Consider the following 25,150-nt stretch of genomic DNA (forward strand, 5'->3'; position numbering starts at 1 on the left):
GGTGGCACGGTTCCCGAAGGGCTACGTCAAGCCCACCGACTCCTGCGACAGCTGCCTGGCCTGGGGAAACTTCAGCGGCCGCCTCTGCCCCACCTGCTACATGTTTGGCCGCGGCCACGATGCGGCCGCATGCACCGGCTGCCGCCGCATCCAGCCGCTGAAGTGGAACTACTGCCGCCTGTGCTGGTGCCAGGCCCGCCTCAGCGCGAAGGCTGTCGCCGGCCAGCTCACGGACGAGACGGACGTGCGGGGCCGGCTCGCCGCCGTCCGACACCACCAGCTGTTTTTCGTCGGCATGCACTACCGCAGACGGCCGACGCCCTCGGCACGGCGGCGCGGAGGACGGCGGGGAGCCCCGCGCAAGCCGCCGCCTGCACCGGCCCGGCGCCCGGATCCCGGCTCGCGGCAGCCGCCGCTGTTCGAGCAGATCCCTCGTGACTACAGTCGGCTCGCCCTGGCCGACTCCGACCTGGCCAGCCCGTGGCTGGCCTGGGCGAAGTACCTCGCCCACCGGCTCGCCGAGGCCCGCGGCTGGGGGCGCAACATCCGGTTCGCCGTCAACCGCGGCCTGGCCCTCGTCCTCACCGGCTACGTCGAGGGCGATGTCATCCGGCACACGGAGATCTTCGCCCGGCTGCGGGCCCTGGACCTGCCGGTCGGCCACACCGTCACGGTCCTGGAAGAGATGGGGATCTTCGAGGACGACAGCGAACCCTCCTTCGAACGCTGGCTCGCCGAGAGGCTGGAGGGTCTCGAACCCGGCATCCGCTCGGAGGCCGAGCGCTGGACCCACATCCTGCGCAACGGCGGCCCCCGCAGTCTCCCGCGACGACAGGGCACGGTCTGGCTCTACCTCAACCGGGTTCGCCCGGCCCTGCTGGAATGGTCGAACCGATACGACCACCTGCGGGAAGTGACCCGCGCCGACGTCCTCACCTACATCAAGACACTGCACGGCCATCAGCGACACGAGCAACTCGTCGCCCTGCGCTCGCTGTTCTCCTGGGCCAAGCGGAACGGACTGATCTTCCGCAATCCCACCAGCCGGATCAAGGTCGGGCAATACGAGTACGCCGTGCTGCAACCGCTCTTCCCCGAACAGGTCGACCGCTCCGTCGCGGCGGCCACCGCCCCGGCGACGCGGCTCATCCTCGCCCTCGCGGCGGTCCACGCCGCCCGGGTCGCTCAGATCGCCAACCTCATGCTCGACGATGCCGACCTCGGCAACCGCCGGCTGACCATCGCCGGACGCGTCCGCCCGCTCGACGACCTCACCATGAAGCTGCTGCTGGACTGGCTGGAGCACCGACGCAGCCGATGGCCGAACACAGCGAACCTCCACCTGCTGATCAACAACCAGACCGCCAACACGACTGGCCGCGCCAGCAACCACTGGATCAGCGCTCCGATGCGCGGACAGGACGCGACCCTGGAGCGGCTCCGCGTCGACCGCCAACTCGAAGAGGCCATGGTCAAAGGCCCCGACCCTCTCCACCTCGCGGAGATCTTCGGCCTCGACGAGAAGACTGCGATCCGCTACGCGAACTCCGCTCGCGCTCTCATGGAACGGCACCTGGAAGCCGACCCCGCAACTTCACCACGAACCGACTGAGCAACTCCCACACTGGGGGCACCGACCTCTCGGGGCTTCGCCCAACAGCCTTCAGTTCCGCGAACTCACGGAGGCGAGGGATCAGCGAGTGGGTGGGACGAACTCGGGCTGGTCGAGCAGGCGCAGCCAGCTTCCATCAGGCTGGCGCCGGACGACCTGCGCCCGGGCACCGGCCCCGTCCTTCGGAGGAGTCGAGGTGAGGGCGATGTCGCCACTGATCAGCGTCGGCAGCGGTTGTTCCTGCTCGAAACGGGGACGGTTGGCCAGCACCTTCTCCCACAGTGCACGAATCGCCTCCCGGCCCACCGTCTGGTCGCCGGGTGGGTAGGCCATCACCGCACCCTCTTCGTAAAGTGCGGCGACCCCGGCCGCGTCACCGGCGTTGGATCGTTCGACGAACAAGCGGGTGATGTCCTCGGGCCGCATGGCCTTCTCGTACTCCGGCACGAATTCCTCCTGACGTCGGGCTTCGATGCTTCCCAGCGTGGCCGCCGACTGGCCAGAATTCCAACGGATGAATCTTCTGGAAACTAGAATCCGCAGTCATGGAACTGAGGCAGCTGGAATACTTCGTCGCGGTCGCCGAGGAGCAGAACTTCACCCGGGCAGCCGAGCGGGTGCACATCAGCCAGTCCGGCGTCAGCGCCCAGATCCGCCAGCTGGAACGGGAACTCGGAGCCGAGCTGTTCGACCGGTCGGCCCGCACCGTCACCCTCACCGTCGCGGGAAAGGCCGCACTCGAACACGCCCGCGCCGCACTCGCCGCCGCTGGGGCAGTCGGCCAGGCGGTGGGCGAGGTGACCGACCTGATCCGGGGGCACCTCACCGTCGGGATGGTCATCGGCTGCACCCTCACCCCGCTGTTCGACGCCCTCGCCGCGTTCCACCAGGCACATCCCGGTGTGGAGATCTCGCTGCTGGAGGACAGCTCCGACCGGCTCATCGAGGGGGTGCGCACCGGCACCGTCGACCTGGCACTCATCGGGGCAGCAACCGCCACCCCCGACGGGCTGGACGCGCTAACCATCATCAGCGAGCGGCTCGTCGCGGCAGTCCCGGCCGGGCACCCTTTGGCGAAACAGCGGCGGGTCACCCTGCGCGACCTGATCGCCTACCCGATCGTGTGCATGCCGCCCGGCACCGGCCTGCGCACGGTATTTGACCAAGCCTGCGCTGCACAGAGCCTCCAACCCGCGATCACTCTGCAGGCCAGCGCCGCGGACGCCATTGCCGACCTCGCCGCCCGCGGGCTCGCCGTCGCCGTCCTCAGCGACTCCATGGCCGCGAGCTACCGCGACCGGCTCACCGCCCGCACCATCGATGATGTCGATACACCCGCATTGCTCGCCCTGATCTGGAAGAACACGCACAGCCCGGGGATGCGCGAACTGCTTGTGCACAGCCGACAAGCATTCACCAAGCCCGACCCCGCGACTTCACCGCGAACCCACGGGCCTACCCCTGACATCAGGGCGACAGACCTTGAGTTCCACCGAAGTGCCTTCAGTTTTCGCGAACTCGCGAGCCTCACCGGGTGCGAGCAGTTGCGGTACGGAAGCGCCGCTGAGATCGATCTTTCTCGGTCCGCCTGCTGCGGGACACTTCGAGCAGGCGGGGGCGGTGCCGGCGGGGAACTCGCGCAGGTCCGGGATGTGGTTGTAGAGCGTGTACCGGGTGACGGGGAACCTGTTTCCAGCGCTTCTCGGGCTGTTAGCCTGCGCGCATGTCAGACCTGGGGCCCATCGCCTGGCCGCCTGATCCGATCAGGACCGAGAGGCTCGTGCTCCGCGAGCCCGAGGCACGGGACCGTGCGGCATTCATCGAACTGCTGGCGTCGCCGGAGGTGCACACCTACCTCGGCGGCCCCCGGCCGCGTGACGAACTCGAGCGCGAGATGCCCGGGGTGCCCGAGCGGTGGCCCGGGAGTTTCGTCGTTACTCTCGACGGGGCGATGATCGGCCAGATCCTGCTCAGGAGAGCGACGGGGCACCGTCGCCCGGCTGCTGAGGGGAAGGCCGATCTCGGCTACCTGTTCCTGCCGCGGGCGTGGGGATTCGGATACGCCGCCGAGGCGTGCGCGGCCGCACTGGACTGGTTCGACGGCCTCCTTCCCGGCGAGCCGGTCGTGCTCACCACCCAGACCGCCAACGTCGGCTCGATGCGCCTCGCGGCAAAGCTGGGGTTCACCGAGGTCGAGCGGTTCCGGGCCTGGGACGCCGAGCAGTGGCTCGGCCTGCGGCCCGCGGTCACGCCTTCCGCTTGAGCCCAAGGGTGTGGGCCCTCGAGCGGGCAGCACCGGGGCACGTCCCCCTCCTTGATGTCGTGTCGCTCTGCGCGAAACCGGGGCGGACCGGTTCGTGACGGGCGACCCTGCGGCACGGAGCAGAAACCCACCGGAACGGCCGGACGGGATGCTGCCCGACCGAGATCGATCAGCAGCGCACTCCGAACCTCGGCCACTCACCGGTGACGCCTCCGGCGCCGGCCGGCTCACCCGCCGGGCGGAGCGTTGCCGTAGGAGATTCGCCGGTTTTCGAGGAAGATCTTCCCGATTGACCCGATGTGGAGAAGGTTCCTGTTCGGCCGGGGCTCCCCGGCCCCGCGGGACCCGGGACGGAAACGGAAGAGTCGACGACATGCAGGTCTGGCCGGGACAGGCGTATCCGCTCGGTGCGACGTACGACGGCGCCGGCACCAACTTCGCGGTCTTCTCCGAGGCCGCGGAGCGCATCGAGCTGTGCCTGCTGCACGAGGACGGCTCCGAGACGGCCGTCGAGCTGCGGGAGTCCGACGCCTTCGTGCGGCACGCCTACCTGCCGGGCATCATGCCCGGTCAGCGCTACGGCTTCCGGGTGCACGGCCCGTACGCGCCCGAGTACGGGCAGCGGTGCAACTCCGCGAAGCTGCTGCTCGACCCGTACGCGAAGGCCATGAGCGGCACGATCGACTGGAACGAGGCGGTCTACGGCTACCATTTCGACCGTCCCGGCCACCGCAACGACCTCGACTCCGCGCCGCGCACCATGGCGTCCGTGGTGGTGAACCCCTACTTCGACTGGGGCGACGACCGGCCGCCGCGCACCGACTACCACCGCACGGTCCTGTACGAGGCGCACGTCAAGGGCCTGACGATGCTCCATCCGGCGCTGCCCGACGAGCTGCGCGGCACGTACGCGGCCCTCGCCCACCCCGCCGTTCTCGAACATCTGACCGAACTCGGTGTGACCGCACTCGAGTTGATGCCCGTGCACCAGTTCGTCACCGATCACCGGCTCGCCGACGCGGGCCTGGCGAACTACTGGGGCTACAACACCATCGGTTTCTTCGCCCCGCACAACGCCTACGCCTCATGGGGCGACCGGGGACAGCAGGTGCTCGAGTTCAAGTCCGCGGTCCGGGCCCTCCATCAGGCCGGGATCGAGGTGATCCTGGACGTGGTCTACAACCACACGGCCGAGGGCAACCACCTGGGGCCGACGCTGTCCTTCCGGGGACTCGACAACACCTCGTACTACCGGCTGACCGAGGACCCCCGCTACTACATGGACACCACGGGCACCGGGAACTCCCTGCTCATGCGCAGCCCGCAGGTACTCCAACTCATCATGGACTCGCTGCGCTACTGGGTCACCGAGATGCACGTCGACGGCTTCCGCTTCGACCTCGCCGCCACCCTCGCCCGCCAGTTCCACGAGGTGGACCGGCTCTCGTCCTTCTTCGACCTGGTGCAGCAGGATCCCGTGGTCAGCCGAGTGAAGCTGATCGCCGAGCCCTGGGACGTCGGCGAGGGCGGCTACCAGGTAGGCAACTTCCCGCCGTTGTGGACCGAGTGGAACGGCATGTACCGCGACACCGTGCGCGATCTCTGGCGCGGCGAACCGCGCACCCTGGCCGAGTTCGCCTCCCGCCTGACCGGCTCCTCCGACCTCTACCAGGACGACGGCCGGCGCCCGCTGGCCTCGATCAACTTCGTCACCTGCCACGACGGATTCACGCTCACCGACCTGGTGTCGTACGACGGCAAGCACAACGACGCCAACGGCGAGGGCAACCGGGACGGCGAGAGCCACAACCGGTCCTGGAACTGCGGAGCCGAAGGGCCGACCGACGACCCGGACGTGCTGGCCCTGCGGGCACGCCAGCGCCGCAACTTCATCGCGACGCTGATGCTCTCCCAGGGCGTACCGATGATCAGCCACGGCGACGAGTTCGGCCGGACGCAGCACGGCAACAACAACGCCTACTGCCAGGACGGCGAGTTGTCGTGGGTGCACTGGCCGACCGGTCCCGACGACGACCGGTCCTTCCTGAAGTTCACCCGGACCATGGTCTGGCTGCGCCGTGACCACCCGGTCTTCCGACGCCGGCGCTTCTTCCACGGCCGCCCGGTCGAGGGCACGCACGACGACCTCTCCGACATCGCCTGGTTCACCCCCGACGGAGAGGAGATGACACAGCAGGACTGGCAAGCCGTCCACGCCCGGTCCCTCACCGTCTTCCTCAACGGCCGCGCGATCTCCGAACCCGGCCCACGCGGCGAGCGGATCACCGACGACTCCTTCCTGCTGCTGTTCAACGCCGGACCGGAGGAAACCGCGTTCACCGTGCCCGCCGGACACGGCCTGCAGTGGCAGACGATCGTCGACACCGCCGTCCCGGAGGGCGTCGAGCCGGGCGCGGGACGCTGGGTCAAGGCGGGTGACCGGCTGACCCTGACGCACCACAGCCTCACGGTGCTGCGCCGCCCCCGGTGACGCACCCCCGCGGCCCGGCACCGTGGCATCACCCCGATACGCCGGCCCCACGGACGGAACCGGCCACGACGGGCACGCACCCGCCCGCGACGCCCGATGCGGTCCGTCCCGTGACCGCTGCTCCCACCGCGACGTACCGGCTCCAGCTCCAGCCGGACTTCACCTTCGCGCACGCGGCCCGGGCCGTGCCGCACCTCGCCGCACTCGGCGTCTCCCATCTGCACCTCTCCCCCGTGCTCGAGGCCGTCCCCGGCTCCGCGCACGGGTACGACGTGACCTCCCACGACACGGTCCGCGCGGAGCTGGGCGGCGAAGACGGCCTGCGGCACCTGGCGTACACGGCCCGGCGGCACGGTCTCGGCATCGTCGTGGACATCGTCCCCAACCACATGGCGGTGCCCGTTCCGCTCAGCCTGAACCGGCCGCTGTGGGAGGTGCTCCGGGACGGACCCCGCTCCCGTTACGCCCGCTGGTTCGACATCGACTGGAACGCCCGCGCGACGGACGACGCTCCGGGACAGGTGCTGCTCCCCGTCCTCCGCGGCCGGCTCGGCGGCGAACTCATGCACCTCACCCGCGACGGCGCGGTGCTGCGCTACCACGATCACGTCCTCCCGCTGCGCCCCGGCACCGAGACCCTGCCGCTCCCGGACCTGCTCGACGCCCAGTGGTACCGGCTCGGCTGGTGGCGGCTCGCCCGGACGGAGCTCAACCACCGCAGGTTCTTCACCGTCTCCGGGCTCATCGGGCTCCGCGTGGAGGACCCCGAGGTGTTCGAGTCCACCCATGGCCTGCTGCTCCGGCTGGTGGCCGAGGGAGTCGTCGACGGGCTGCGCATCGACCATCCGGACGGTCTCGCCGATCCCGGCGGTTATCTGCGCACGCTGGACCGCCGGATCCGCGAGGAAGCCGGCGGGCCCCGGTGGACCGTGGTGGAAAAGATCCTCACCGACGGCGAAGTGCTGCCCGCCGCCTGGCCGGTCGCCGGAACCACCGGATACGACACCCTGCGCCACATCGACGGCCTCTTCCTCGATCCGGCCGGTGCGGGCGAACTCGCCGCACGCTACCGGGCCTTCACCGGGGTGGCGGCCGAGCGCGGCGGGGACTGGGACGCCACGCTGCGGGAGGCCGTCCGGCGCGTGGTGACGCACGAACTCGCCTCCGAGGTCGCCTTCCTGTCCCGCACGGCGGAGCGGATCTGCCGGCGTACCCCCGCACTGCGCGACCATGCTCCGTGGGCGCTGCGCACAGCCGTCTGCGAACTGCTGGCCCGTATCCCGGTCTACCGGCCGTACGTCTCCCCGGGCCGTCCGGCCCCCGACGGCGACCGGGCCCTGCTGGAGGGGGCAGCGGCAGAGGCGCGGAGCGCCTTCCCCGTACCGGAGGAGGCGGATGCGGTTCACGTGGTGCTCGCACTCGCACTCGGCGGGCTCGGGGGCTCCGCCGACCACCGGGCGTTCTGCCTCCGCTTCGCGCAGACCGCGTCGGCCGTGCGCGCCAAGTCGGCGGAGGACAAGGCCTTCTACCGGTACACGCCGCTGGTCTCGGCCGGTGAGGTCGGCGGGGACCCCGGCCGCCCGGCGGTGAGCCCCGGCACGTTCCACTCCTTCTGCGCCCGCATCCGTCGGGCCTGGCCGGCCACCGGGACCGTCCTTTCCACGCACGACACCAAGCGCAGCGCGGACGTCCGGGCCCGACTCGCAGTGCTGACCGAGGCACCGCAGGACTGGGCCGACCTGGTGGAACGGGTGACGAAGGAGACGGCCCGGGCGGGCCGGCCAGCCCCCGATCCGCACCTGGCCTGGACCGCCTGGCAGACGGTCCTCGGGCTGGGCGTCCCCGACCCGGAGCGGGTGGTGCCCGCCCTGCTCAAGGCGGCGCGCGAGGCGGAGCTGCACACCTCCTGGACGGATCCCGAACCGGCCTACGAGGAGGCGGTGGCGCACTTCGCCGAGGCCGGTCCGTGCGGCCCCCCGTACGCAGCGGTCGCCGCCTACGGACGAACGGTGGAGACGCACGTCCGCGCCAACGTCCTCGGGACAGCGCTGCTCCACCTCACCGTGCCGGGCGTACCGGACCTCTACCAGGGCAGCGAGGAGGAGTTCCGGGCACTGGTCGACCCCGACAACCGCAGGCCGCCCCGGTTCCGGCCGGACGTCCTGGCCCGGCTCGACGAGGGCGGCACGCCGCAGGGCCCGGCAGAGGACAAACTCCGGCTCACCGCCGAGGCACTGAGGTTGCGCCGGGAACGTCCGGACCTGTTCGGAGCGGCAGGGAACTACGCACCGCTGACGGCCCGAGGCCCGGCCGCGGAGCACTGCGTGGCGTTCTGCCGGGGAGGCGCGGCGGTCACCGCGGTCACCCGGCTGTCCCTGCGGCTGACGCGGGCCGGCGGCTGGCGGAACACGGTCCTCGAACTGCCGCAGGGCACATGGCGGGACCGCATGGGCGGACGCACCCGCAACGGCGGGCCGGTGCGGACGGCCGAGCTGTTCGCCTCGGCCCCCGCCGTCCTGCTGACCCGGCTCGCCGCGGACCGGGCCTGAGCGCCGGCGGCCGGATCTGCTCTCCGCCTGCGCAACACGACGCTCGCCTCGACCGGTTCATCGGAGCCCCGCCGACGCCAGGGCTCGCAGCATCCGTACCGTCGGGCTCCACCGGGCCGGGTACGACGTCCGCCCGGCGAGGCGGCGTTCCGCCAGGTCCAGGCAGTCCTCCAGCAGCGCGTCGTGCAGCGGGCGGTAGAGCAGCGGCCACTGCAGACGCGCGAGGCCGCGGGTACGCATGGCGAGGGTGTGCCGCAGCGTCGACCCGCCGGTGGCGTCGAACACGGCGAACTCGTGGAAACCGTGGAAGCCCACGGGCCGCGTGAAGGAGAAGCGCACCCAGCGAGAGGGGACCGCGGCGATCACCCGGTAGCGGACCGGCCCGTGCCCACCGCGTGCCCCCACCTCCAGCGGACCGTCCAGGCGCATCGCGGGCCAGCGCCCGGCCGGCCAGAGCAGGTCGTCGTCACCGGCGAGGGTGTCGATGAGCGCGCCTGCCTCCGCCACCGGCACCGGGAGCGCACGTTCGTGGATGTTCAGAACGGCCATAGCATCCCATCCTCGGCCCAGGTCGCCCCTCGGCGGGCCGCCTTCACGCATCCCTCCCCGGCCAGCCACCGGACCCGGCAGCACCCCTGGCCCCGGCGGCAAAAACGATGGCGCCGGCCGAGCGCGCCCGGCTAACCTGCCGTCGACGCCCGTGATGTGAGAGGAGGCGAGAGCCGTGTTCATCCAGCCGACCCTGCGCTCCCGCCCCGACCACCGGGCGTCCCGCTGCTGAACGGGAGCGCCTGCCTCCTTCAGGAGATACCCCTCATGACAGCACCGACCGCTACGGTCGTCCGCGCTCTGACCGAAAGCGACGCATTCCTCTTCCACACGCTGCCCGACCCCGGGCTCGTCGGTCGCACCCTCGTCGGCCGCACCTACGCGACCCGCCGGCAGGGCGGCGAGTACCGTCCGGACTGGACCTGGGTCGCCCTGCGCGAGGGCAGGGTCGTCGCCCGCGCCGCCTGGTGGGGCGCACCCGGCGATCAGGAGCCCCACGCACTCGACTGGTTCGACTTCGCCGACGGCGAGGCGGCGACAGCCACCGAACTGCTGCGCACCGCGCCGCTGTACGCCGAGTACGACCTGCTGGTTCCTCCGGGTTGGCGCGACCTGCCTGCGGTCCGCGCGGCCGCGCAGGCGAGGATCGACGCGGCCGAGGCCGCCGGGATGAAGCTCCTCGTCGAACGTTTCCGCTACGAATGGACAGTCGGCCACGGGCTGCCGGACCGGCCGGGCCGGCTCGACTTCCGCCCCGAGCCGGACGACGAGGTCGTCCTGGACGTCCTGCGCCGCGTCGGCCACGGCAGCCTGGACGCCCACACCCGGCACACCGCCCACGAGCACGGCGAAGAGGCCGCCGCCCGGGAGGAGCTCGACCTGCTCTCCCGGCTGCCGTCGCCGCGTTCCTGGTGGCGGCTCGCCCACACGCCGGACGGCCGCGTCGCGGGGATCCAGGTACCGGCGCTGAACTCCGCGGGCGCCTGCGTCGGCTTCATCGGGGTGCTGCCGGAACACCGCGGCAACGGCTACGCGTACGAACTGCTCGCCGAGTGCACCCACCAGCTCGCCGCCGAAGGAGCCACCACCATCGCCGCCGCGACCGATCAGCACAACCACCCGATGGTCGCGGCGTTCGCACGGGCCGGATACCCGGTCGTCCAGGAACGGATCAACCTCGTCTGAGTGCCGTCACGCCGCCCCGCCACCGCTGACCCCGGCCGGGCGGCGTGCACGACTGCGACCGGACGACCATCATTCGCCTTCTTCCTGCCGGAGCGTGGCGGCCCTGGCATCGCAGTCCGTCCGGCCGTTCAGCGCGAACGGTCGGTCGGCCCGGGTTCTTCCCGGGGCGCGTGTGCACTGGCGACGATTCTCTCGAGGGCCATGGCATGTCGTCGGAACGCCCGTCTGCCTTGCGGGGTGAGAGTGACGTGGGTGCGCCGGGCTCCCTGGTCCCGGCTCTTGTGCAGGGAGACGTACCCGGCGCCGGCCAAGGCGGAGAGGTGTTTGGACAGAGCCGAGTCGCTCGTTCCGATCGTGTCTCGCAGGAAGCCGAAGTCCACCCGGTCGGCCGGGGCCAGCAGCGCGAGAATCGACAGCCGGGCCGGGACGTGCAGGAACTCATCGAAATCCGGGTCCATCAGCTGCTTTTCGCTCCCGTGACCGCGCGCCGGGCAACTGCCTTGAGGACCTTCCGGGCGGGGCGGGCCGTGGCCACGACCGCGAGGGCCGTTGCGGCGGCGGCGACCGTGTGGTGCGCGGGCATGCCGAGCTTCAGGGCGGCGACCGCCGCGGCGACCTGGAACGCCACACAGGCCGCGAGGAAGACGATCGCCGCGGCCAGGTAGTACAGCAATTCCAGGCCGGTGGGTTTCCGGTGGACACGGGCCCGCCGCTGCCAGACCCAGGACACCGCTGCGGCCAGACCGAGCCCGAGCGCGACGGCGAAGGTGCTCCACGGGCCGGACAGGTCGAACGAGGCGAACATGACGAACACCGCCAACGCCGAAAGGAGCACGTAGGGGCGGGCGAAGCCGTGATCGACGTACTCGTCGATGCTGCGGCTCTGGAGGCGGCGGATGGTGTCGAGCGAATCCTGCGCGTCATCAGGAATCATGGGTGGCTCCTCGTCGTCCCAGAACTTTCCTGTGAGGAAAGTATAACCCTTTCTTTCCTTGGAGGAAAGTGACTTGATGCGGGGCGGCACTGCGCAGCGGCCGGGGCACAGACGGGCGCGACCACGGCGGAGCGGGCAACAGGTACGCCGGCACCCGGAACGCACCCGGTGAAGAAGCCCCCCGAGGGGAGTCCCGCTGTCACCGGGTGCACCCACCAGTTCGCCGCCGAAGGAGCCGTCACCGTCGCCGCTGCGACCGATCAGCACAACCACCCGATGTTCACGGCGTTCACACGGGCCGGACACCCGGTCGTCCAGGAACGGACCAGCCTCGTCCGAGCGCCGTGCATGCCGCCCGGCCACCGCTGACCCCGGCCGGGCGGCATGCACGGCGGTGATCACTGGCTACCCCAATTCTCTTATCACCCATGTGAGTTACGTGACACCATGCTGACCTTGCGGCTCGCCCGAACCGTTCGGGGAGCATCCGTGGCGCCCGGATCACGGCGAAGAGGGGGACCAGAGTGTCGCAGGCGACGAGTGCCGCGCCCGCCGGACTTGCCGAGGTGGCCTCGCTGGTCCACGAGTGCTGGCTGCGGCCCCCCGGCGAGCCCGACCGTCCGCTGCCCGTGGTCACGCTGCTCGGCCGCCCCGGCAGCGGCAAGACGTTCGCGCTGGAGCACTTGGAGAGCGTCACCCGGGGAACACCCGTCGCCCGGATCGACTTCGCCGAGGCCGCCGACCAGCGACCGCACGAAGCAGCGCTGCATCTGGCCTTCCTGCTGTCCCGCCGGCACCCCGGCATCCGGCCGCTGCGCTTCCCCCGGCTCCTCATCGGCCTGCTCGCCGTCCAGCCCGAACTGTCCCTGACCGACCGCAAGCAGGCGGTCCGAGAACTGCGGCGCGCGCTGCGACGGGCCCGGAGCGGATCGGCGGCCGAGGCGGGCGAGAACATCGCCGGTCTCGTCGACGTGCTGGGCCTCTCCCCCGTCCCCGGCATCGACATCATCGTGGGCATCCTGCTCCGGGGGTTCGAGCACATGCCGGCCAGCGCGTTCCTCAACCGCGCGCTCGCTTCCTACGGATCGTCCGGCGGGGTCGCGGGCAACGACGCCATCGAGGAGCTCGTCGAGCTCAACCGGCGCAGCCGCGGTGGCAATGCCTCGGACCGGGAGTACGTCGACCGGCGGCTGTGCGGGGCCTTCCTCGACGACGCGCGTGCCGGGTTCACCCGCGGCCGGCACGAGCAGAACTGCCTCGCGCTGCTGGACAACATCGACCACGGCCACGGCGGCACGGAGTTCCTGAAGGTCATGCTGCGGCTGCGCACGGAAGCGGCCCGATCGAGGATTTTCGACCCGCTGCTGATCGTCGCCACCAGTGCCACCGCGCAGGCGATACCGGGCCCGTGCGACGGCGGCCCCGACGACCAGCACCTGGAGACGGCCGGGGCGGCGTGTCACGCCCGGTGGAGAGCCCGCGCCGGGGAGCCGCCGTCGGAGTGGTGGTACCCGGTGCGACTGCGTGACCTGGACCGGGTGGAGGTGTCGCTGGAGGCCGCCCGGTTCGAGACGCAGAACGCCCGGCGGACCGGGCGGCCGGATACCGGCCTGCTCGCCCACAGCACGCCACTGGTCCACCGCCTCACCTACGGTCACCCGTGGAGCGTGCGGCAGCTGCACGCGGCCATCGCCCGGCTCGCCGAACGCCATCCGGACTCCCACGACCTGCGCGGTCTGCTGGACGCCTCGGCCGACGGAACGGACGCTTCCGACGGTCCGGGCCCGGACAGCGCCGACAACGACGGGCCCCGGCAGCAGCTCCCGTTCCTCATCCACGACTATCTCCTCGGCGGCCTGACGGACGACCAGCGGCTGGCGGCGATGCGGATCGCAGCGGCGCGTACCCCGAAGGCGGCGATCAACTGCGGATTGCTCGGCGATCAGCCGGAGCACGCCCGCGACACGGTGATCCGCGAGCTGCGCCATCGGCTCTGGCTCACCCACCCGGTAGCGGAAGACGCCCACACCCGCGGCGGCCGTGGGCCCTCGGGCTATCTGCGGCCGGCGCCCGGCGGGGCGGAGGCCGCGACGGACACCACGTACGACGGCCGTCCGGTGCTGCACCCGTGGCTGCGGCTCCTGCTGCTCGACCGGATGTCCGGTCCACTGGGCTCGCTGGAGGACTGGCAGACCACGCACCGCACGCTGCGTGACTGGCACCATCGCCACGAGCAGCCGCTCGACACGCTCTACCACCGGCTGGCGCTGGACGAACTGGACGCCGTCGTCGAGTACTTCGCGGCAGGCCTCTCCGGCCCGGATCTGCGGCCCTGGCTGCGCGAGTTGTACCACGTCACCGCGGCCCCCCTGTACCGGTCCCAGCTGTCCGACGACACGCCGCACCACGAAGCCCGCGAACTGGCGCTCCGTCATGCCCCAGCGGCGTTCGCGGACCGGACGACGAGCAGGCCGCTCGCCGAGCTCTGCGCGGCGCTGTGGCTGGCCGGCGACCCGCGCAACCGGCTCCCCCCGGGAGCGCCCGAGCTGAACTTCAAGATCGGGACCATGTTCCGTCAGCTGGCCATGGCGGCCGATTCCGACGCAGACACCCTGCTGGACGAGGCCGCGCGCTTTGCGGACTGATCCCGCGCCGGCCGCGTTCCGGACCGGCCCGACCCGACAGAACCGACGAAGGAGACAGCCGCCGTGACTGACGGATCCTGGGTGCGGCAGCGCCCCTTGTGGGCCCGCTGGCCGTGGAACGCGGTGTTCGGCGCATCGCTGATCGCCCTGGCGGGCGGACTGCTGTGGTGGCTGTTCAGCACCTCGTGCGCCGACGGGGTGCGGCGGGTGGGCGCGGACGGGCAGTGCGTCGGCGTGACCGACGGGGAGTACCACTTCACACAGAACCTCGGCAAGATCTCCGAGCTGATACTCAAGGAGAACCGGTCCGTCGAGCAGGAGGAGGCGAAGCACGGCACCGCGTACGTCAGCGTCGTCTACCTCATGCCGATGATGCCGGACGAGAAGGACTCCAACACCGTCGACTCCCTGCGGCACGAGCTCCAGGGCGCGTACGCCGCCCAGTACGACGCGAACCACCACTTCGGCAACGGCGACGTGCCGCGGATCAAGCTGCTGCTGGGCAACAGCGGAAGCAGCACCGAGCAGCGGTCGGCGGCGCTGGACGAGATCCGCAAGCGCACCGAGGCGGACCGCATCGTCGCGGTCGCCGGCCTGGGCACCAGCACGAACGCGACCAAGGAGATGGTCGGGACCATCACGAAGCCCGCGGCGGACGGGGGGCTCGGACTGGGTGCGGTGGGTGCCGTCCTGACGGCCGACACCTTCGACGAGGTCGAGGGGCTCGTCCGGGTGGCACCCACCAACTCGGACGAGGCGGCCGCTGCGGCGGCGTTCCTGCAGAGCAAGGAATACGCGGACAAGCGGGTGCTGGTGGTCCAGGACTCGAAGCCGGACGACCAGTACACCCGGACGCTGAGCCAGGCGTTCCTCAAGGCCCTGCCGAAGAAGCGGCGATTCGCCCGCGTCGAGCAGTACGACTCGTCCCAGGCCGGTTCGGCGACCACCTTCAAGGCCCTGATGGCCAATCTGTGCACCTACAAGCCCGATGTCGTCTATTTCGCGGGGCGCGGGGTCGACCTGCCCAAGTTCCTGGCCCCGCTGCGGACACGGATCTGCAACGACCGGCCGCTGACCGTCTTCGCCGGCGACGACGTCTCCCAGTCCCCGCAGGCCCGGGGGTTCGACGAGATCCTGGAGACCCTCCGGGACGGCAACGTCGAGCTGCTCTACACCGGGCTGGCGCACCCCGGCGCGTGGGAGCTGGCCGAGAACGCCTACCCGACCGATGGCGCGTTCGGGGAGAAGGGGAGCTACCGGAAGTTCTTCAGGAACGACCGGCTCGACGACGGGCAGGCCATCATGGGCCACGACGCTCTGACGACGGCGGTCTCCGCCATCCGGCTGGAGGGCGGAACGGCTGCGGACCAGAAGGTCAACGGTTCGATGATGATCCAGCGGTGGAAGTCCCTGCACGGCGTCCACGCGGTGGCGGGTGCGAGCGGGCTGATCTCGTTGCAGAACGACGGCTCGCCGGAGCGCAAGGCCGTACCGGTCATCGAGATCGGCTCGGACGGCATCGTGCGCACCGTCGCCGTGTCGGCCAACGGAGGCGACCCTCTCACCAGGAAGGACCTGGCCGGCTGAGACCGCCGTGCGGCCCGGCCGGGGACGGCGACCGGGGCGACCGGCCGCTCCGCCCGGATCAGCTCTCGAGCGCCAGCCGGACGCCGAGGGCCAGCCGCACCAGACCCGAGATCCCGTCGAGCCGGCGGCGGACCGCGGCGCGGCCCAGGATCCGCTTCATCCGGGCCACGAACCAGACGTAGAGGCCGTAGTAGCCGATCTCCAGCACCGCCCACGTTGCAGCCAGCGCGATCATGGTCGGCAACTGGGCGGATCCCGCGCAACTGCGGCAGGAAAGACATCCCGTTCCGCTCTGGACTACCTTAGACTACTCAGCATCATGCAGACCATGAAACCCACCCGGGTCCTCCTCTACGCCCGTGTCAGCCGCTCCGCCGAAGAGTCCACGTCCGTCTCCCGTCAGCTCACCGAAGGCAGGGACCACGCCGCCAGCCGATGGCCGGGGGTGCCGGTCCTGGAGTTCTCCGATGACGGGGTGTCGGGTGCGATTGAGCCTGCCTCCCGTCCCGCCTTCGGCCGTCTCATGTCCCAGTGGCAGCCTGGGGATGTCGTGTTGGCCTGGAAGCTGGACCGGCTGGCCCGCTCCACCCTTCGGTTCCTGGAGTTGGCCCAGGTCGCCACAGAGGCAGGCGTGGCTATCGCCACCGTCCGGGACGGTATCGACCTGTCCACGGCGGAGGGCCGTCTACTCGCTCATCTCCTGGCGGTGTTCGCTGAGTTCGAGAGGGAACAGGTCCGCTCCCGGGTCTCCGCCACCCGTCGGCAGCTCCAGAAGACGGGACGCTGGACCGGCGGGAGGATCCCGTACGGGCTGACCGTGGCTCCGCACCCGGACGGGACCGGGAAGGTGCTGGTGCGCGACGCCGTAGCGGCGGAGATCATCCGGGAGGTGGCCCGGCGGATCGTCGCCGGGGAGGGCATCACAGCGATTGCGCGTGATCTCCAGGACCGTGGCGTCCCGTCGCCCAGGGTCCACACGTCCGTCCGTCCGAACCCGAAGCCAGCCGCCTGGTCGTCGTCCGCCATCCGGGATGTCCTGGGGCACCCGTCCATCGTGGGCCACGCCATGGACCCGCTCACGGGCCGTCTACGCCGGGACGGGGCCGCTCCAGACATCATGTGGGAGCCGGTCCTGACGGAGACGGAACGTGCCCGGGTCGTCGCGGCTCTCCCTGCTCAGACCGGGAAGGCCGCCCCCGCCGGGAAGCACTGGCTCTACGCCGTGGTCACGTGCGGGACGTGCGGTCGGAACATGCACGCGTCGTCCGGGTACCGGTCCACGTCCCCGATGTTCAAGTGCCTGGGCACTGGCAAGGATCGCCACGACGTCGTAACCGTGCGGATCGTGGACGCCGAGGAGCACGTCCAGGGGGCCGTCCTGAAGGCCCTGGGAGGGGCCCAGCACGGGACCCGGGAGTGGGTAGGCGGGACCGACTCCACGGCCGACAGGGAGCGGCTGACGGCCTTCATGACGGAGTTGATGGACGACCGGCGGGCAGGGCTCTACTCGACGCCGGAGGGCACGGCTGACTTCCGCCGCCGATACGCCGAAGCGGAGGCCGACCTGAAGGCTCTGGAGTCGACCCCCGCCGTGGAGTCCGGCTGGCGGTACGTCCCGTCCGGGGAGTACCTGGACGACGCCTGGGCCCGGTGGTCGCCGGAGGAGCGGGGGACGTGGCTCCGTGACTCCGGGGTCCGGTTCGCTATCTCCCGTCCCGTCGTGAAGCGCGCACGGGTGCCGCTCGCCGACCGGTGCTCCGTGGACTGGGGCCACCTGGAGCCCATCGTGGAGGGGATGGAGGCGGTGGCGGCCGATGTGGACTGAGCTACGCCACGAAGCTCCCCAGACCCAGCACGGTCCGGATCTGTCCCTCTCGGCGGAGCTGGGCTACGGCCTTCGTGGTGGTGGCCTGGGCCACGTTGCACTCCGCCGCCAGGGCCACCGACCGCCGCCTTGGGGTTGGCGAGGTTCATCAGCAGACCGGCCCGGTAGGCGCGGGCGGACGTCACCCGGGCCGCGGGCGGTTCCGGCGTCTCCGGGCCCGTCGCGGCTGTCCGCTTCCGCCAGGCGGAACGCAGGGCCTGGACGCCGAACGTGATCAGCACGACCGCTCCGGCCACGCGCATCACGTCGTAGGCCAGCTGTGAGGCGGCGAGGAGGGCAGTGAGCCCGAACGCCGCGACCACTCCCCAGACGAAGACGCCGGTCTCGTTGCCGAGCACCGTCATCATTCCGGCGCGCCTGCTCGCCAGCGAGTGACGGATGATCAGCACGGTGCTCGGCCCGGGCGAGGCGGCGGTCAGCAGGCAGGCGCCCAGAAAGGGCAGCAGGGTGCTGGGCATGGGCGTCATGCTCCGGTCACGCGCGTGCCCGTGCAACTGCATATCCCGGTCTGAGCAACTGGAACGGCTCCGGCACATCCGCTCACTGCCGGCAGCCCGGGAGGCCACGCTGCCCACCACCCGTCTGCAGTGCTACAGCGCCGCGGGCTTCACCGACGATCTGCGCCGTACGGCCGCGGACGACGCGACCGTGCGGCTCGTCGACGTGGACCGCCTGTATCACGGGGACTGACGCCCGCCCGGACGGTCCTCCGTCAGCCTCCGTCGGGTGCGAGCCGCAGGGAGACGGAGTTGATGCAGTACCGCTGGTCCGTCGGGGTCGGATAGCCCTCGCCCTCGAAGACGTGACCGAGGTGCGATCCGCAGCGCGCGCAGCGGACCTCGGTGCGGACCATGCCGAACGTCCGGTCCTCGATCAGCTCGACGGCATCCGAGTCCTTCGGGTCGTAGAAGGACGGCCAGCCGCAGTGCGAGGCGAACTTGGTGTCCGAACGGAACAGCTCAGCGCCGCAGGCCCGGCAGGAGTAGACACCGGGCGCGGTCGTGTCGGTGTACTCACCCCGGAAGGCCGGCTCGGTGCCCGCCTTCCGGAGCACCCGGTATTCCTCCGGGGACAACTCCGCGCGCCACTGATCGTCCGTCTTCTCGACTTCGTAGCCCATCCCCGTGGCTCCCCTCTCGGTTCTTTCCGGTCTCAGCTGTCAAGCCGGGCCAGGATGCGCGGACCGAGCTCGGTCACGTCACCGGCTCCCATGGTGAGAACGAGATCGCCCGGCTTCGCCATTCCCGCGATCACGTCGGGGACGGCGTCCATGGCGTGCTCCGCGCGGACGTCGGCGCCCTTCGCCGCAGCGGCGTCGATGATCAGCGCGCTGGTGACGCCGGGGACCGGGTCCTCGCGGGCCGGGTAGATGTCGAGGACGACGGACGCGTCGGCCAGCGTGAGCGCCTCGCCCATCTCGGTGCCCAGTTCCTGGGTGCGGCTGAACAGGTGCGGCTGGAAGACCACGAGGACCCGCCCCCCGTCCGCTCCGCCCCGGATTGCCTCGAGATCGGCGGCGATCTCCGTGGGGTGGTGCGCGTAGGAGTCGATGACCTGGACGTCCCGGGCCGTGCCCTTGAGCTGCAGTCGGCGCTTGACGCCGGTGTACGTGCCCAGCGCCGATGCCAGGTTGTGGGCCGGGACTCCGAGGGCGTGTCCGGCAACCAGGGCAGCTACGGCGTTGGAGGCGTAGTGGCGGCCCGGCACGGAGACGGCGAAGGTGATCGTCCGGCCGTCCAGAACCACGGTGACCTCGCTGGTGAGGCCGCGCGGGTTGATCTTGAGGATGCGGACGTCGGCGTCGTCGGACTCGCCGTAGGTCACCACGCGCAGGCCGTCGCGGCCCCGGACACGGCCGGTCAGGTCGCGGGCGCCGGGGTGGTCGGCGGACACCACCAGGGTTCCCCCGGGGCGCACCCGGCCGACGAAGGTCTCGAAGGACTCGTGGATCTCGTCCATCGAGGCGTAGTTGGCGTGGTGGTCGAGCTCCACGTTGAGGATGATCGCGACCTCGGGCGCGTACTTGTGGAAGCTCCGGTCGCTCTCGTCGGCCTCGGCGACGAAGATCTCGCCGTCGCCGTGCCGGGCATTGGACCCGGGGCCGTCGAGGTCGCCGCCGATGGCGTAGGACGGGTCGAGGCCGAGTGCGCCGAGGCCGACCGCGAGCATCGAGGTGGTCGTCGTCTTGCCGTGGGTGCCGGCGACGGCGAGCGGCCGCCTGCCGTCCATGAGCGCGGCGAGGGCGTCGGACCGGTGAACCACCGGAATCCCGAGTTCCGTGGCCTTGGCGATCTCGGGGTTGTCCGGGCGGATGGCGCTGGAGACCACGACGCAGCCGGCGTCGTCCGCGAGGTGCTCGGCGGCGTGCCCGACGTGCACGGTGACCCCGAGGCCGCGCAGCGCCTCCGCGGTGGCGGACTCCCGGGCGTCGCTGCCCGCGACCCGGGCGCCGCGCATGGCGAGGATCTTCGCGATGCCCGACATCCCGGCGCCGCCGATGCCGATGAAGTGAGGTCGTTCCATGGCGGACGGGACGGCCGGTGGCATGCGGTTTCTCCCAGGTCGGTGGTGTCCGGCCGCGCGGGGCGGGCGGCTGCTGCCCGGACGGGCAGACCCCCAGCCTATTCGGAGTGGGCGTACAGCTTGAGCACGGGGACGCCGACCTTGTGCCGGGCGCGCGACGTCCAGTCCCGGTGGAAGAACTCCTCGACCAGGTGCGGCGCGGTCAGCACGATCACCTCGTCGGCCTCGGTCTGCTCGACGACCTTGCGCAGCAGGTCCAGCGGGTGCTTCTCGACGATCTGGCCGACGGCCTGGCTGCCGGCGGCCCGCAACGCCTCGATCGAGTGGTTGAGGGCCCGCTCGGCCGGCTGCAGTGCAGCGTTGCCCTCCGGCTCGTCGCCCTCGTGGACGGCTTCGTCCAGGTTGCCGAGCGCGACGTCGTCGAGGGCGCGCAGCAGCCGGTCCTGGTCGCCGTGGGGCTGCATCAGGACGACGAAGGACACCTGGTCGTCGCCGTGCAGTGTGGTGAGGAGTTCCACATCGGTGGGCACCAGCGGTTTCTCGATCATGAGAACGGTCGTGAACACGGCAGGAACCCTTCTTCCGGCGGGCCGCGCGGACCCTGCAGAAACATTCCGCCCCGCTGTCGCACGGGGGCTGCACATCCCAGTGTGCCCGGCCGAGGCGAACCGGAACTACAAATTCCGACCCGGTCGTCTCCCGTCAGTCCCGGCCGTAGCGGCTGAAGAGGAACCCGTCCTCCTCCAGTAGCGATCGCAGGGCGAATCGTTCCGGCACGGCGGGCGACGGGCCGTCCACGATCCGGGGCGCCGTCCCGGACGTCAGGACGGGCGCCAGGGTCAGACACAGCTCGTCCAGGACCCCGGCCGCCACGAACTGCCCGAGCAGCCGCGGCCCGCCCTCCGTCAGCTGACGGGTCAGCCCGCGCTCGGCGAGCAGCCGGACGACCGCCGCCGGATCGGCGCCCGCACGCTCTCCGGCGATCACCACCTCGGTCCCCGGCGCGGCTTCGGCCGCACGGACCCGGTCGGCCGGCGCGCGGGCGCCGGTGAGCACCAGGGTGGTCGCCGCGGGCTCCTGGAACAGCGGGAGCGAGAAGTCCAGGTCCAGGCTCGCGGTAACCACGGCGATGGCCGGGGCCGGTGTCTGCCCGGTCTCCGCCCGCCGGGCGGCGAATGCCTCCCGCACCCGGGCGGGGCGGTAACCCTCCTGCCGGACGGTCTCCGCGCCGACCACGACCACGTCGGCCAGCCCGCGCAGCACCCCGAAGACGCGCATGTCGGCGTCCGAGGACAGCGGCTGCGAGCGGCCCTCGTGATGGGCGGCGCCGTCGAGCGAGGACACCATGTTGGCGCGCAGCCACCAGCCGCCGTCCGCCTCGGGCGCCGGGTAGGCGTAGGCGTCGGCCAGTTCGTCGAGGCCCCATTGGCGGTCCTCGGCCAGGTCGGGCGCGGCCGCTCCGGGGGCGGGGTACAGGCGTCGCATGGGGTGCAGTCTGGCACGGGGGTGCCGGCCGCGGCGGTCGGTCCCGGCAGGCAAGGGACTACCCTGAACGCCTGTGTCCTCCTCCAGTTCCTCCCCGCACGTCCCCGCGTCCGCGAACGGCCCGGTGAACGGTTCCGCGAACGGCCGGCCCGGTCCGGCCTCGCTGTGCTCCCGCGAGCCCCGCGTACCGGCCGACCGGCTGGTCGCCGAGATGGTGCCGCCGCCGCGCTTCGACTCGGTCCGCTTCGAGACCTACGTGCCGGACCCGGCGCAGCCCAGCCAGGCCGAAGCCGTGCAGGTGCTGAGCGGCTTCGCCGCCGGGCTCGACGGCGCGGGCGCAGCAGGCGGCTCCCGCCGCCGCTGGTTCCGGCGCGGGCCCGCCGCCCCGGCCGGCCCCCGGGGCGTCTACCTGGACGGCGGGTACGGCGTCGGGAAGACCCACCTGCTCGCATCGCTGTGGCACGCGACGCCCGCGGCCCCCGAGCGCAAGGCGTTCGGCACGTTCGTGGAGCTGACGAACCTCGTCGGCGCCCTCGGGTTCCGGCAGACGGTCGACACCCTCAAGGACCACCGGCTGCTGTGCATCGACGAGTTCGAGCTGGACGACCCCGGTGACACGGTTCTGGTGTCGTCGCTGCTCAGCCGCCTGGTGGAGGCCGGCGTGGCGCTCGCCGCCACTTCCAACACCCTGCCCGGCAAGCTCGGCGAGGGCCGCTTCGCCGCCGCCGACTTCCTGCGGGAGATCCAGGGCCTCTCGGCGCACTTCCGGCCGCTGCGCATCGACGGCGACGACTACCGTCACCGCGGTCTGCCGGAGGCTCCGGCGCCCTTCTCCGCGGACGAGGTCGCCCGGGCCGCGCACCGCACCGAGGGCGCCTCGCTGGACGACTTCCCCGCGCTGCTCGACCACCTGTCGCGGGTGCACCCCAGCCGCTACGGGGCGCTGTGCGACGGCGTCCGGGCGGTCTGCCTGACCGGGGTCGGCCCGGTGCCGGACCAGTCCACCGCGCTGCGGCTGGTCGTCCTGGCGGACCGGCTGTACGACCGCGAGGTGCCGGTGCTCGCCTCGGGCCTGCCCTTCGACCGGCTGTTCGGCGAGGACATGCTGAAGGGCGGCTACCGCAAGAAGTACTTCCGGGCCATCTCGCGGCTGACGGCCCTGGCGCGCGACGCGGGCTCCCTCGTCGCCTCCTGACGGCACCGCCCGCCCGCACCGCCGGACGGGTGGTGCGGGCAGCCGGGCCCCGGCGTCACCCCACGCGGTAGTGCGCGTCCGGCACGTCCGTCACGAACATCCGCCCGGGCGCGTGCGTGATCGCGAACGGCGGCCGTGAGGCCATCACGGCGGCCTGCGGCGTCACCCCGCACGCCCAGAAGACCGGTACGTCCCCCGGGTGCAGGCCGACGCGGTCGCCGAAGTCCGGCCGGCCGAGGTCGCCGATGCCGAGGTCAGCAGGGTCGCCGGCGTGCACGGGGGCGCCGTGCACGGCGGGCAACAGGCCGGTCACCTGCCGGGCCCGGTCCACCAGCTCCGCCGGGACGGGCCGCATCGAGACGACCATCGGTCCGTGCAGGCGTCCCGCCACCCGGCACGCGCGGTCGGTCACGTACATGGGGACGTTGCGCCCCTGGTCGACGTGGCGCACCGGCACGCCTGCGGCGGCTAGCTCCGCCTCGAAGGTGAAGCTGCACCCGATGAGGAACGAGACCAGGTCGGACCGCCACAGACCGGTCACCTCGGAGGGCTCGGCGGCCAGCTCACCGTCCTTCCACACGCGGTAGCGCGGGATGTCGGTGCGCAGGTCGGCGCCGGGCGCCAGCGGAGTCGTCCACGCCCCGGCGTCGGTCACGTCCAGGACCGGGCACGGCTTCGGGTTGCGCTGGCAGAACAGCAGCACCTCGTACGCCCAGTCCGCGGGTACGGAGATGAGGTTCGCCTGCGTGCGTCCCGGCGCCCAGCCGGCCGTATGTACGTCGGCACCCGACCGGAAGTGCTCGCGGGCCTCGCGCGGGCCGAGGTCCGCGGGGGTGGAGGTGAGGGACATGGTGATCCGTCCTGTTCGGGGCCGGGAACGGGCTCGTCCGGGCCGGTACGCGGACCGGCCCGGACGAGGGGTGCTGCGCTCTGCGACGCGGGCGTCAGACCAGTTCGCGACCACGGGTCTCGGGGAGACCGATGAGCGCGAGGGCCGCGATGCCGTAGCCGATGGCTCCGAACACCAGGGCGCCACCGACACCCCAGGTGGCGGCCATGAAGCCGACCAGCGCCGGGAAGAACGCCCCCACGGCGCGACCGGTGTTGTACGTGAAGCCCTGACCGGTGCCGCGCACGGCCGTCGGGTAGAGCTCGCTGAGGAACGAGCCGAATCCGCTGAAGATCGCCGACATGCAGAAGCCGAGCGGGAATCCGAGCACCAGGACCAGGGTGTCCGCCCCGGTCGGGATGTTCGTGTACCCCACGATGCAGAGAGCCGAGAGGAACGCGAACAGCAGGATGTTGTTCTTCCGGCCCAGCTTGTCGGTGAGGTAGCCGCCGGCCAGGTAGCCGATGAAGGCACCGGAGATCAGGAACACCAGGTAGCTGCCGGTGCCGACGACGCTGAGGCCGCGCTCGGTCTTCAGGTAGGTCGGCACCCAGGTGGCGAGGGTGTAGTAGCCGCCCTGCACACCGGTCGACAGCAGGACGCCGAACAGGGTGATGCGCAGGTGCTCCCGCTTGAAGATCGCGGTGAAGGAGCCCTTCTGCGAGCTCTCCTGCCGGCGCTCGACGCTCTGCGGGGCGTCGGTGACGCTGCGGCGTATCCAGACGATGAGCAGCGCGGGGAGTGCGCCGGTGAAGAAGAGCACCCGCCAGGCGACGTCCGGGTCGAGGAACTGGAAGGCCACGGTGTAGACGATCACGGCGAGCGCCCAGCCCACGGCCCACGAGCTCTGGATGACGCCGAGGGTGCGGCCGCGGTTCTTGGCCGAGGCGTACTCGGCGACCAGGATGGCGCCGACGGCCCATTCGCCGCCGAAGCCCAGGCCCTGCAGGGCGCGGAAGACCAGCAGCGCCTCGTAGTTCGGTGCGAACCCGCAGGCGACGGTGAACACCGCATAGGTGATCACCGTGATCATCAGGGCCTTCACGCGGCCGATGCGGTCGGCGAGGACGCCGGCGACGGCACCTCCGATGGCGGAGACGACCAGCGTGACCGTGGCCAGCATGCCGGTCTGCCCGGAGTCGAGCGAGAAGTAGGCCGCGATCGCGACCATGCCGAGGGGCAGTGTGAAGAAGTCGTAGGAGTCGAGGGCGTAGCCGCCGAAAGCGCCGCCGAAGGCACGGCGTCCGCGCGGGCCCAGATCCCGGTACCAGCCCATGGCACCGCCGCCACCCGGTGCGGCGCCGGCCTGGGCTTCCTCTGTTGTGGTGACCCGGGTCGGGGGGGTTGTGCTCATCTGC

The 25,150-nt window shown here is 71.5% G+C and carries 21 protein-coding genes and 3 pseudogenes; 12 read left to right on the forward strand and 12 right to left on the reverse strand.

From position 1 onward, the window contains the following. Position 1 precedes the first annotated feature (1 nt). Positions 2–1,612, forward strand: a complete 1,611-nt coding sequence (locus tag M1E25_RS06035; protein ID WP_251410786.1) for a site-specific integrase — start codon at positions 2–4, stop codon at positions 1,610–1,612. 81 nt (positions 1,613–1,693) lie between these two features. On the opposite strand, the gene M1E25_RS06040 is transcribed toward M1E25_RS06035, so the two are convergent. After that, on the reverse strand, positions 1,694–2,059 hold the full coding sequence (locus M1E25_RS06040; RefSeq protein ID WP_053711987.1) for a YybH family protein: 366 nt from the start codon (positions 2,057–2,059) through the stop codon (positions 1,694–1,696). A 98-nt stretch (positions 2,060–2,157) separates the two neighbouring features. Between M1E25_RS06040 and M1E25_RS06045 the strand changes: the two are divergent. The 4 genes and pseudogenes from M1E25_RS06045 to treY form a co-directional block, all read left to right on the forward strand. After that, positions 2,158–3,036, forward strand: a pseudogene (locus tag M1E25_RS06045) (LysR family transcriptional regulator); the annotation flags it as partial. 299 nt (positions 3,037–3,335) lie between these two features. Beyond that, entirely contained in the window at positions 3,336–3,875 is a 540-nt protein-coding gene (locus M1E25_RS06050; protein ID WP_251410790.1) for a GNAT family N-acetyltransferase, read from the forward strand. A 373-nt stretch (positions 3,876–4,248) separates the two neighbouring features. Next, positions 4,249–6,366 (forward strand): glycogen debranching protein GlgX, encoded by a 2,118-nt coding sequence (glgX, locus tag M1E25_RS06055; protein WP_251410793.1) that lies wholly within the window; start codon positions 4,249–4,251, stop codon positions 6,364–6,366. Positions 6,367–6,476: 110 nt separating this feature from the next. After that, a complete protein-coding gene (gene treY / locus M1E25_RS06060) occupies positions 6,477–8,915 on the forward strand; it encodes a malto-oligosyltrehalose synthase (RefSeq protein WP_251410795.1) in 2,439 nt (812 codons plus the stop codon). A gap of 57 nt (positions 8,916–8,972) precedes the next feature. Here treY and M1E25_RS06065 read toward each other — a convergent pair whose 3' ends face one another. Continuing rightward, positions 8,973–9,464: an SRPBCC family protein gene (locus tag M1E25_RS06065; RefSeq protein WP_251410799.1), complete on the reverse strand. Its 492-nt coding sequence runs from the start codon at positions 9,462–9,464 to the stop codon at positions 8,973–8,975. 267 nt (positions 9,465–9,731) lie between these two features. Between M1E25_RS06065 and M1E25_RS06070 the strand changes: the two genes are divergently transcribed. Continuing rightward, positions 9,732–10,649: a GNAT family N-acetyltransferase gene (locus M1E25_RS06070; protein WP_251410802.1), complete on the forward strand. Its 918-nt coding sequence runs from the start codon at positions 9,732–9,734 to the stop codon at positions 10,647–10,649. 128 nt (positions 10,650–10,777) lie between these two features. On the opposite strand, the gene M1E25_RS06075 is transcribed toward M1E25_RS06070, so the two are convergent. Together M1E25_RS06075 and M1E25_RS06080 are read right to left on the reverse strand one after the other, a co-directional pair. Continuing rightward, complete coding sequence (locus tag M1E25_RS06075; protein WP_251410805.1) at positions 10,778–11,107, reverse strand: winged helix-turn-helix domain-containing protein; 330 nt, start codon at positions 11,105–11,107, stop codon at positions 10,778–10,780. Continuing rightward, positions 11,107–11,583, reverse strand: coding sequence for a hypothetical protein (locus tag M1E25_RS06080; protein WP_251410808.1), 477 nt, complete (start codon positions 11,581–11,583; stop codon positions 11,107–11,109). The genes M1E25_RS06075 and M1E25_RS06080 overlap by 1 nt, the downstream gene beginning before the upstream one ends. Positions 11,584–11,751: 168 nt before the next feature. Between M1E25_RS06080 and M1E25_RS06085 the strand changes: the two genes are divergently transcribed. The 3 genes from M1E25_RS06085 to M1E25_RS06095 all read left to right on the forward strand — a co-directional run bounded on the left by M1E25_RS06085 (position 11,752) and on the right by M1E25_RS06095 (position 15,815). Beyond that, complete coding sequence (locus M1E25_RS06085; protein WP_251411075.1) at positions 11,752–11,952, forward strand: hypothetical protein; 201 nt, start codon at positions 11,752–11,754, stop codon at positions 11,950–11,952. Positions 11,953–12,107: 155 nt separating this feature from the next. Next, complete coding sequence (locus M1E25_RS06090; protein WP_251410811.1) at positions 12,108–14,228, forward strand: hypothetical protein; 2,121 nt, start codon at positions 12,108–12,110, stop codon at positions 14,226–14,228. A gap of 63 nt (positions 14,229–14,291) precedes the next feature. After that, positions 14,292–15,815: an ABC transporter substrate-binding protein gene (locus tag M1E25_RS06095; RefSeq protein WP_251410814.1), complete on the forward strand. Its 1,524-nt coding sequence runs from the start codon at positions 14,292–14,294 to the stop codon at positions 15,813–15,815. A gap of 58 nt (positions 15,816–15,873) precedes the next feature. Here the strand turns inward: M1E25_RS06095 and M1E25_RS06100 are convergent. After that, a pseudogene (locus M1E25_RS06100) lies at positions 15,874–16,071 on the reverse strand (LysE family translocator); the annotation flags it as partial. A gap of 63 nt (positions 16,072–16,134) precedes the next feature. Here M1E25_RS06100 and M1E25_RS06105 point away from each other — a divergent pair. Further along, entirely contained in the window at positions 16,135–17,640 is a 1,506-nt protein-coding gene (locus tag M1E25_RS06105; protein WP_251410817.1) for a recombinase family protein, read from the forward strand. Between the two features lie 119 nt (positions 17,641–17,759). Here M1E25_RS06105 and M1E25_RS06110 read toward each other — a convergent pair. Beyond that, positions 17,760–18,158, reverse strand: a pseudogene (locus M1E25_RS06110) (LysE family translocator); the annotation flags it as partial. On the opposite strand from M1E25_RS06110, the gene M1E25_RS06115 reads away from it, so the two are divergent. Further along, positions 18,079–18,390 (forward strand): hypothetical protein, encoded by a 312-nt coding sequence (locus M1E25_RS06115; RefSeq protein ID WP_251411078.1) that lies wholly within the window; start codon positions 18,079–18,081, stop codon positions 18,388–18,390. The pseudogene M1E25_RS06110 and the gene M1E25_RS06115 overlap by 80 nt on opposite strands. Positions 18,391–18,412: 22 nt before the next feature. Here the strand turns inward: M1E25_RS06115 and msrB are convergent, their stop codons facing one another. The 4 genes from msrB to M1E25_RS06135 all read right to left on the reverse strand — a co-directional run bounded on the left by msrB (position 18,413) and on the right by M1E25_RS06135 (position 21,708). Further along, a complete protein-coding gene (msrB, locus tag M1E25_RS06120; protein ID WP_251410820.1) occupies positions 18,413–18,820 on the reverse strand; it encodes a peptide-methionine (R)-S-oxide reductase MsrB in 408 nt (135 codons plus the stop codon). A gap of 32 nt (positions 18,821–18,852) precedes the next feature. Further along, positions 18,853–20,247, reverse strand: a complete 1,395-nt coding sequence (gene murC / locus M1E25_RS06125; RefSeq protein ID WP_251410823.1) for a UDP-N-acetylmuramate--L-alanine ligase — start codon at positions 20,245–20,247, stop codon at positions 18,853–18,855. Positions 20,248–20,321: 74 nt separating this feature from the next. Next, positions 20,322–20,789 (reverse strand): indole-3-glycerol phosphate synthase, encoded by a 468-nt coding sequence (locus M1E25_RS06130; protein ID WP_251410826.1) that lies wholly within the window; start codon positions 20,787–20,789, stop codon positions 20,322–20,324. Positions 20,790–20,925: 136 nt separating this feature from the next. After that, on the reverse strand, positions 20,926–21,708 hold the full coding sequence (locus tag M1E25_RS06135) for a pyrimidine reductase family protein (RefSeq protein WP_251410829.1): 783 nt from the start codon (positions 21,706–21,708) through the stop codon (positions 20,926–20,928). Between the two features lie 124 nt (positions 21,709–21,832). Here M1E25_RS06135 and zapE point away from each other — a divergent pair, with 124 nt between their 5' ends. Then, a complete protein-coding gene (gene zapE / locus M1E25_RS06140) occupies positions 21,833–22,903 on the forward strand; it encodes a cell division protein ZapE (RefSeq protein WP_251411062.1) in 1,071 nt (356 codons plus the stop codon). 55 nt (positions 22,904–22,958) lie between these two features. Here zapE and M1E25_RS06145 read toward each other — a convergent pair whose 3' ends face one another. Together M1E25_RS06145 and M1E25_RS06150 are read right to left on the reverse strand one after the other, a co-directional pair. Beyond that, positions 22,959–23,753, reverse strand: coding sequence for a putative hydro-lyase (locus tag M1E25_RS06145; protein ID WP_251410832.1), 795 nt, complete (start codon positions 23,751–23,753; stop codon positions 22,959–22,961). 94 nt (positions 23,754–23,847) lie between these two features. Next, entirely contained in the window at positions 23,848–25,146 is a 1,299-nt protein-coding gene (locus M1E25_RS06150; protein ID WP_251410835.1) for an MFS transporter, read from the reverse strand. Positions 25,147–25,150 lie beyond the last annotated feature (4 nt).

This window comes from Streptomyces meridianus, from assembly GCF_023703325.1.
GTDB classification, from domain to species: Bacteria; Actinomycetota; Actinomycetes; order Streptomycetales; family Streptomycetaceae; genus Streptomyces; species Streptomyces meridianus.